The sequence below is a fragment of the Veillonella sp. Ser01 genome, from assembly GCF_053850375.1.
Genome location: NZ_JBSPUA010000006.1, coordinates 69,323 through 77,984, shown reverse-complemented (window position 1 = coordinate 77,984; position 8,662 = coordinate 69,323). Strand labels below are relative to the sequence as shown.

Genomic DNA, 8,662 nt, shown 5'->3' with positions numbered 1-8,662 from the left:
GTCGTTACATTTAAGTAACTTTGAATTATGGTTGGTTTTGACTTTGTCAAAACCCGCACTCTGGCATATGTTCAATCATATGATTGATTACCTATCATTGTTCAGTTTTCAAAGATCTGTTATCAGTTTCACGCTTCAGTGAAGCGCCATCTGACGACTTGATTATAATAACATGTGAGCACTTTCATGTCAACACATTTTATAATCTTTTTTGAAGTTCTTTCGAACTTCAAAGTGTATTTCTACACTCATTAAGAAACAGTCGTTCGAACGACTGTATGGATATTATAGTATAACCAAAAAATAATGGCAACCCCCAATTCTCAACTTCACACAACTTTCATTGCACATTCATTTTCCAACCTAAAAACTAAAGATTGATTTTATACAATCTATTTTGTATAATGTAGCTGTAATATAGACTCTTTCACTTATGTAGTTATATAGTTATATACCATTTAATACTATATTTTAATTTTAAATGAGCTCTATATTTCAATTTAGTCATTTATTATGGTAGATATTATTAATACTTTAATAATGTGTAAGGAGATTGAGTATGAAATTATCCAAACGTTTATTATCCAAAACAGTTGCTATTGCTGCGGTATGTGCAACTATGGCCACTACAGCCTTCGCTGCACCACAAGGTACATTTGATACCTCTGAAATTCAAATTACAGGCGAAGCCTCTCGTTCTGTAGCACCTAACTATGCGATTTTAACACTTGGTATTACTAGTGAAAACACTAATATCAATGCTGCAAAATCCAATAACGATCGCATCATGAGTGATTTAATCAGCAAGTTAGGTCATTTAGGTATCGACAAAAAAGATATTTACACATCTAATATTTCTATTAACCTTACAAGTGATTATCAAGATGGCAAACGAATCAACACTGGTTATAGTGTAGCAAATCGTGTAACTGTAAAAATCAACAATCTTGATAATGTAGGAAAGGCTGTTGACGCTGCTGTTAGCGCTGGCGCTAACGATATCAATAACCTTTCATTCCAAAATGATGTATCTCAACAACTGTCTGATTCTTTAACTACCGAAGCAATTCAAGACGGTCGTCATAAAGCTGAGGTTATTGCTGCAGCCCTTGGTCGTACTTTAGGCCCTGTAAAAACTGTTTCTATTAGCACACCACAAACAAGCTCTATGGACTCTGGTTCCTATCGTAACGCCGTAATGTTAAAAGCGTCTCTCGAAACTGCTACTCCTGTTGAAAAAGGATCATTAGTAGTTTCTCAAGACGCTAATATTACTTATTATTTACAATAGAATTTTCTGGTACCACACCTTCGTGGACCGCTACAATGCCGCCTGTCAATTCATGATAGGTGGCATTTTCATATCCTAAAGATTTCCAGATTTCAAGAATCTCGCTTTGATGAGGATATCTGCGTAAGGATTCTGGCAACCATGCATAAGAGGAATTATCCTTACTTAACTTACCTATAATAGGCAATATATAGGAGAAGTAGAAATTATATAACTGTTTAAAACCAAACATGCTTGGCTTTGCGAGTTCTAACACAACTACTTTCCCACCTGGCTTTACAACACGTTGCATTTCAGATAGCACTTGTTTAATATCTGGCACATTACGCATTGCAAATCCGCTCATAGCAGCATCAAATGTATTATCTGCATATGGTAATGCCATCGCATCACCTTGAACAAGATTAACTTGATCTATTAAACCAGCATCTTCAATGCGTACACGACCTTGATCAAGCATTTCACAGTTAAAATCTAATGCCTCTACTCTTAGTGTTGGTTCTTGACGTAACGCTTCCTTTGTAAACACACAGGTACCACATGCTACATCAAGCACACGTTGGTGAGGACCAATATTCATTGCTTTTACAGAGAATTTGCGCCAAAAATAATCTTGTCCAAAGCTTAAGACTGTATTCATTAAATCATAGTTTTTTGCAATATTAGAAAAAACACCTTGTACAAATTGCTCTTTATCTGCATACGTTTTAAATTCTTTAGTATTCATTATGGTCCTTTCACTAATCAAGAACTATATTCAAACTCTTTACTCGCATAGTATATCATACTATGCCCCCTATCAAAAGAACCCTATTATATATACTATATATAGTAATTATGTAATAAGCACATATTTAGTTAAAACCATATATTCACTACTGTTAAAATTAGTATATTACAAAATAAACATCGTTATCAATCACAGTAGATCTAACTTAACTATATATAAACGACTATGATATTATCTATTGCCACCATCCTGTGTTCGTTGTATAATGACATATGTCCATGACGAAAAGATATCTTTTCCATGGTCTTTTATTAGTTTTTATTAAGTATTGGAGTGTACTATGAATCGATTTGTAAAAACAATCAATAGAGTCAGTCTAATCCAACAAATTATCATAGGTTTGATTATTGGTATTTTGACAGCTCTATACGTGCCAGATGTGGCAAATGAATTAGCTTTATTAGGCGTTCTCTTTGTTGGTGCTTTAAAAGGGATTGCACCAATCCTCGTATTCTTTCTTGTAATTGCAGCCATCAGTAAACACCGTTCTGGCCAAAAAACAGGGATGGGATCTGTAATCACATTATATTTATTAGGTACATTCCTTTCTGCAGCACTTGCTGTAGTCGTAAGCTTTATGTTCCCTACTACATTACACCTTGCAGCTAGTGCAGCCGATGCAGCTCCACCACAAGGTATCGTAGAGGTAATGAAAACACTTTTAAAAAATATTGTTGATAATCCAGTAAAAGCCTTGATGACTGCTAACTATATCGGTATTTTAGGCTGGGCACTTATCATTGGTGGCGCTTTACGCCATGCACCAATGAATACTAAGGAAGTAATGGAGTCTATCGCTCAAGCTATTACAACTGTAGTAGGTTGGATTATCCGCTTTGCTCCTCTTGGTATCATGGGTCTCGTAGCTGACTCTATTGCTACTAACGGTATTGAAGCGTTAATTGGTTATTTCCAATTACTCGTATTACTACTTGGTTCTATGATTTTCGTAGCATTAATAGTAAACCCACTTCTATCTTTTGTATATCTTCGCCGTAATCCATATCCATTGGTTTTCAAATGTTTACGTGAATCTGCAATCTATGCGTTCTTTACTCGTAGCTCTGCTGCAAACATCCCTGTTAACCTCGATTTAGCAAAACGTTTAAAACTTAATCCTGATATGTATTCCGTATCCATTCCATTGGGTGCAACAATCAACATGGGTGGTGCAGCGATCACAATTACAATCATGACATTAGCTGCTGCCCATACACTTGGAATCGTTGTAGATATCCCTACAGCAATTCTCTTATCTGTTATTGCTACTATCGGTGCTTGTGGTGCTTCTGGCGTTGCTGGTGGTTCCCTACTTCTAATTCCTCTTGCTTGTTCTCTATTTGGTATCTCCAATGACATCGCAATGCAAGTTGTAGGTGTAGGCTTCATCATTGGCGTTTTACAAGACTCCACTGAAACAGCACTTAACTCCAGTACAGATATTCTCTTCACTGCTACTGCAGATTATGCAAAACGTGGCTATCACGAAAACTGGAACTAACATCTAAAGGCGGTCCTTCGGGGCCGTCTTTTTTATGTATGGTATTAATTTAAAAGCAATCTTACTATACTACTCATACTACTATTCAGTGTATAATATAAAGGACACACGATAAGAATCAACATAGATATTTATTGTAATCCTAAGTGTTTATATTGATCCTAAGTGTCTATTTAAATGACTTATGACTATATTGATTTTCTTCAATGTAGTTGTTATAATAAAGTTAATGATAACGACTATTAATAGATAGCAATAGAAAGGAATCAACATGAAACAATACGATATTATTGTAGTTGGCACAGGCGGCGCAACTATCGTAGCTGATGCAGCTATCAAAAAAGGCCAAAAGGTGGCCATCATAGAAAAAGGTAAATTCGGTGGCACATGCCTAACTCGCGGTTGTATTCCTACAAAGGTTATGGTTACAGCAGCTAATGCCATTCAAGAGGTAGAAGAGTTCAAAAAAATAGGCGTCAATGTTGGCGATGCAACAATGGATTGGGACACTGTAGCTAAACGTACATGGCATATGATTGACAAGTCTGCAGGCATCTATGATTACTATAACGCTTATGACAACGTAGATGTATATCGCGGTGCTGCAAGCTTTGTGTCCGATAAGGTTATGAACATCCACCTTAACGATGGCTCTGGTATCGTAGAAATCACAGCTCCAACAATTATTCTAGGTACTGGTGGTTATAGTAATATACCAAATGTACCTGGTCTAAAAGAGGCAGGCTTCCTTTCTAGTGAAAGTTTATTTGGCGATAAGTTCCCGAAACAACCGTACAAATCCCTTGCTGTACTCGGTGCAGGCCCTATCGGTGTAGAGTTCGGTCACGTATTTGATGCAGCTGGTACTGAAGTTACCATCATTCAACATAATGTGCGCCTTGTACCTAAAGAAGACGAAGAGATGTCCGAACATCTTCTTCAAAACTACCGAGCTCGTGGCATTAATGTAATCTTAAACCAAGACACTGTTGAAATCCGTCAAGAAGATGGTCTTAAAGTTGTAGTCACTAAAGATCGTAGCACTGGTGAAATTACAGAAACTAAGGTAGAAGAAATTCTCGTAGCAGCCGGCATTCGTCCTGCTGTAGAAGAGCTTCATCTCGAAAATACAGGTATTGAAACATGGCCAAAGGGCTGGATTAAAACAAACGAGTTCCTTGAAACATCTGTTGATGGCATCTATGCCTTAGGTGATGTAAATGGTGAACCAGCATTCCGTCATCGTGCGAACTATGAAGCTGACATTATCGCTCACAACCTATACTTTGCTAAAAATGAAGAAGATTTCCGTTGGGCACGCTATGATACATTGCCAAAGGTTACCTTCTCCTACCCTGAGATTGGTAGCGTAGGTCTTACTGAAGCAGAAGCTGTTAAAGCAGGCTATAATGTAGGTGTTGGTAAAAATTACTATTCCTCTACTGCTAAAGGCTATGCTATGGGCATTAATCCTGGCGATGTAAATGATGGTTTCGTTAAAATCGTAGTGGACAAAGACACGAACCACATTCTTGGTATGCACGTAACAGGTCCTCAAGCATCTATCCTCTTCCAACCTTACGTAAACCTTATGAACAGCGGTATAACTCCATTGACAGCTATTAATGAAGAAATCGCATCTGAACGTACTAAACGCTTACGTGAAAAAGGTATTACTCGCGAAATGGATCCTAAGTCCGTTATCACTGTAGGTGAAACTATGAGCCCACATCCTTCTCTTGTAGAGGTTATTATGTGGACACAAGTATACTATGAAAATCGTTGGTAATAATAAATATATAACCATTATATAAATAAAAGAGCTGAAGATTTTATCTTCAGCTCTTTATTTATAATATCGCTAAATAGATTAACGACCCATATCTATTGTGTTATCCCAAATAATATTTGTTTTACGACCGTCGAAACCTTGATCTGGTTCAGGAGGTAATTTACTGGATTTAGATTGACCTATATAAGCCCCTGTTTCAGCATCTACAGTAACTACAGTCTTTTTACCATCTTGATGCATTGTCATATAGTATAGAATCTTGCCTTCATGAGCTTCAATTTTCCAGCCTTTTACAACTGCATCAGCACCAAGTTGTTGTTTCGCAACGCGCTCAGCTTGAGCTGCTTCGATGACTTTATCTTTATTAAAGATTTCACCGATAACTTTCTTAGGTTTGCCACCTTCATCCATATCAGATGTATTACCAGTGATAACGTCGATTTTCATCTTGTATTGATGATATTTACTATAGCCTACTACTTTGTAACCATAGTTCAAATCATTAGAGTTAAGCTCTACAGAATGAAGTGCTGCATTAGGAAAACGGTTTTGGAAAATAGTACCAATTTTACTCATAGTCATAACCATGGATTCCCCTGGTGCACGTTGTACAGAAATATCAGTACTTGTTTCTGGTTTTGTTTTACGTGCATCTGCTACACTAGGTGTAGCAACGGACAATACGCCAACTGCCAATACACCAGTTAATGCCATAGAAATCAACTTTTTATTCATTACATATCCTCCTACTATATACAATGCTTTCACCTATGGTAAAAGCCATCTGTATACTAGAATTACTATAATTTTGTGCTATACGCAACAGCACACAAAACATACATAAATAGATATATTATTTAGACAATATACTATAAACCTTCATTCGATGCAAGTCGATCGTTTACATCAGTCATAAGCAATTTGTAACATGTTGCCACCAAAGGTACACCAATCAACATGCCAGTGACCCCCATTAAACTACCACCTACGATAACAGCTGCAAACACCCACAATCCAGGTAAACCAACGGAATTACCTACAATCCTTGGATAAATAAAGTTACTTTCAATTTGATGAAGAACCTCTAAAATAATCACATAGATTAATGCATCCATAGGACTAACAGTAAGTAAGATAACTGCGCCTATAACGCCCCCTACATAAATACCTAGCAATGGAATTAATGCAGTAAGACCAATAACACAGGCAATCGTAGTAGCATATTCGATATTAAAGGCCCACAATGAAATGCCCACCATAATACCTAAAATCAAGGCATCTATAAACTGGCCTACAAAGAAGTTACTAAAAGTTTGAACAGCTACGCGTGTCACATAACTAACACGATTAACCCACTCATCAGATGCATAGGCTCTTAGGATTCGTTTACCTTGCATCATAAGTCGCTCTTTATCGAGCAACATATAAATGGCAAAGATTAAACCTAAACCTATATTCAAAGTCCAAGATAAGGCGGTCCCCATCGCATTAACTAGGTATGTACCACCCTTTGTGCCCCACTCGCGAGTATATTTAACAACACTTTCACCACTCAAGGTATCCATAAGAGTTTGATTGGAAGCCATTGGAATGGTTTCTGTAAAGTGTTGCATCCATGTTTGGAAATCTGTATACAACTGCGGCGAAGAAGCTACGATAATCGACATGGAATGAATCAATTGTGGAATCGCCATGCGAGCAATGAAATACACGATAGCACTGATAGTAACAAAGGATAATACAAGACTTAAAGGTCGTCTAATTTTATCTTTCCAACCAGTTTTACTCTTAGGCCACAGCCAACGTTCATAACGCACAACGAGAATATCGAGGACAAATGCGATACAAGCACCTACTATAAGTGGAACAAAGGCAGTAATAATGGCATCAATAGCATTAGCTATATCGCTAATATGCAGCGCCATCATGATCATAACGCCAGCCAATATAATGGCCCCTATAAGCGGTTTGTAATATTTAAATCGTTTCATATATAACCTACTTTACTATACTCACAATGCATACATTACCAAAACTTAATGAACATTGTATGACCTACGATTGTATGCAAGTTTAGTATAACACAAAAGTCCACCTTATCACATGCTCGGTCCCCCGATGAACACGAGAGCATGATAGAAGGTGGACTTTATTGTATGTCTAATCTAAATTAGATTGAAGATTAGCGGTGAATGTAAACGTCTACACGACGGTTTTCAGCTTTACCTGCTGCAGTGGAGTTAGTTGCCACTGGTTTAGTGTCGCCATTAGCGATACCAATTAAGCGATCAGCAGATACACCATTGTTTACTAAGTATTGAGCTACGTATTGTACGCGGCGTTCAGACAAGCCAACGTTGTATTGAGGAGTAGCATCAGTATCAGCATTACCCAACAATTTAACTTGGTCTTGAGAGTATTGGTGAGCAGCGTTTACAGCAGCTGTCAAGTTTGGATATTGGTCTGCACGAGCAACATCTTGATCGGAATCGAAGTAGATAGATTCTACATAGTAATCCAATTTAGGAGTTTTGTACATAGGAGCTTCTACTACAGGAGCTGGAGCTGGAGTGTATACAGGAGCTGGAGCTGGAGTTGCTACAGGAGCTACTGTTTTGTGACCACCGAAACGGTAGGACAAGCCAACTACAGGACCTTGGAAGGAGATATTTTCATTATCTGCATGTTTTGTGTTGATATAACGGTAACCAGCGTTGATATCCAAATCTTCGTTCACTTTGTAGCCTAAACCAGCTTCCCAAGTGGAAGTTCTCTTAGTACCTACACCAGCTTTACCATACACTTCTACCTTAGAGCCAAGGTTAGCTTTACCAATTACACCTGCTTGTGCAATGTTGTTAGCTTTAGCGAAGTCATCGCCAGAAATATGAGCATAGCCACCATATACAGCGAAGTTTTTATTCAAGGATTGAACCAAGTTTACTTCGTGCATTTTGTCGCTATAGCCAATGCCACCCAATTTGTCGTTCAAACCATGGTAAGCATATTGAACAGCAGTTTTGTCAGACAAAGCGTATGTCAAACCACCATCAAAGTTCCATTTTGCATCAGCATTGAAATGTTCAGTTTTTGCTTTAGAATGAGCTGCACCAAGATCAACTTGGAATTCGCCTTTGTTGAATTGAGTTTGTGGAGTTGCGCCAGCTACGGATACGCCTACAGCAGCAACTGCCAATAAAGCTAATAATTTTTTGTTCATTATAATTCCCTCCAATAACAGCCTTTAACAATACACAGGCCTTTGGTAATAATATACTTTCATTTTAC

The 8,662-nt window shown here is 37.7% G+C and carries 7 protein-coding genes; 3 read left to right on the top strand and 4 right to left on the bottom strand.

The genetic code is table 11. The features are described from left to right. Nucleotides 1-559 precede the first annotated feature (559 nt). On the top strand, nt 560-1,291 hold the full coding sequence (locus ACWTVK_RS08865; RefSeq protein WP_456046591.1) for an SIMPL domain-containing protein: 732 nt from the start codon (nt 560-562) through the stop codon (nt 1,289-1,291). Here ACWTVK_RS08865 and ACWTVK_RS08860 read toward each other — a convergent pair. Further along, on the bottom strand, nt 1,272-2,018 hold the full coding sequence (locus tag ACWTVK_RS08860) for a ubiquinone/menaquinone biosynthesis methyltransferase (RefSeq protein WP_456046590.1): 747 nt from the start codon (nt 2,016-2,018) through the stop codon (nt 1,272-1,274). The two genes, ACWTVK_RS08865 and ACWTVK_RS08860, sit on opposite strands and share 20 nt — an antisense overlap. A 343-nt stretch (nt 2,019-2,361) precedes the next feature. On the opposite strand from ACWTVK_RS08860, the gene sstT reads away from it, so the two are divergent. Both sstT and ACWTVK_RS08850 read left to right on the top strand, forming a co-directional pair. Beyond that, nucleotides 2,362-3,582 (top strand): serine/threonine transporter SstT, encoded by a 1,221-nt coding sequence (sstT, locus tag ACWTVK_RS08855; protein WP_105085359.1) that lies wholly within the window; start codon nt 2,362-2,364, stop codon nt 3,580-3,582. A 271-nt stretch (nt 3,583-3,853) separates the two neighbouring features. Next, the gene (locus tag ACWTVK_RS08850) at nt 3,854-5,371 is read left to right on the top strand and encodes a dihydrolipoyl dehydrogenase family protein (RefSeq protein ID WP_456046589.1); all 1,518 of its coding nucleotides are present in this window, start codon (nt 3,854-3,856) and stop codon (nt 5,369-5,371) included. An 81-nt stretch (nt 5,372-5,452) separates the two neighbouring features. Here the strand turns inward: ACWTVK_RS08850 and ACWTVK_RS08845 are convergent, their stop codons facing one another. The 3 genes from ACWTVK_RS08845 to ACWTVK_RS08835 all read right to left on the bottom strand — a co-directional run bounded on the left by ACWTVK_RS08845 (nt 5,453) and on the right by ACWTVK_RS08835 (nt 8,594). Then, nucleotides 5,453-6,109: a peptidase gene (locus ACWTVK_RS08845; protein ID WP_456046588.1), complete on the bottom strand. Its 657-nt coding sequence runs from the start codon at nt 6,107-6,109 to the stop codon at nt 5,453-5,455. Nucleotides 6,110-6,243: 134 nt separating this feature from the next. After that, nucleotides 6,244-7,365, bottom strand: a complete 1,122-nt coding sequence (locus ACWTVK_RS08840) for an AI-2E family transporter (RefSeq protein WP_295794380.1) — start codon at nt 7,363-7,365, stop codon at nt 6,244-6,246. Between the two features lie 191 nt (nt 7,366-7,556). Then, nucleotides 7,557-8,594: an OmpA family protein gene (locus ACWTVK_RS08835; RefSeq protein ID WP_303940196.1), complete on the bottom strand. Its 1,038-nt coding sequence runs from the start codon at nt 8,592-8,594 to the stop codon at nt 7,557-7,559. Between the last annotated feature and the right edge of the window lie 68 nt (nt 8,595-8,662).

What these genes read in the sequence shown, in the direction of transcription:
- ACWTVK_RS08845 (WP_456046588.1), bottom strand. Translation starts at nt 6,109, where the DNA reads ATGAATAAAAAGTTGATTTCTATGGCATTAACTGGTGTATTGGCAGTT.
- ACWTVK_RS08835 (WP_303940196.1), bottom strand. Translation starts at nt 8,594, where the DNA reads ATGAACAAAAAATTATTAGCTTTATTGGCAGTTGCTGCTGTAGGCGTA.
- ACWTVK_RS08860 (WP_456046590.1), bottom strand. Translation starts at nt 2,018, where the DNA reads ATGAATACTAAAGAATTTAAAACGTATGCAGATAAAGAGCAATTTGTA.
- ACWTVK_RS08840 (WP_295794380.1), bottom strand. Translation starts at nt 7,365, where the DNA reads ATGAAACGATTTAAATATTACAAACCGCTTATAGGGGCCATTATATTG.
- sstT (WP_105085359.1), top strand. Translation starts at nt 2,362, where the DNA reads ATGAATCGATTTGTAAAAACAATCAATAGAGTCAGTCTAATCCAACAA.
- ACWTVK_RS08865 (WP_456046591.1), top strand. Translation starts at nt 560, where the DNA reads ATGAAATTATCCAAACGTTTATTATCCAAAACAGTTGCTATTGCTGCG.
- ACWTVK_RS08850 (WP_456046589.1), top strand. Translation starts at nt 3,854, where the DNA reads ATGAAACAATACGATATTATTGTAGTTGGCACAGGCGGCGCAACTATC.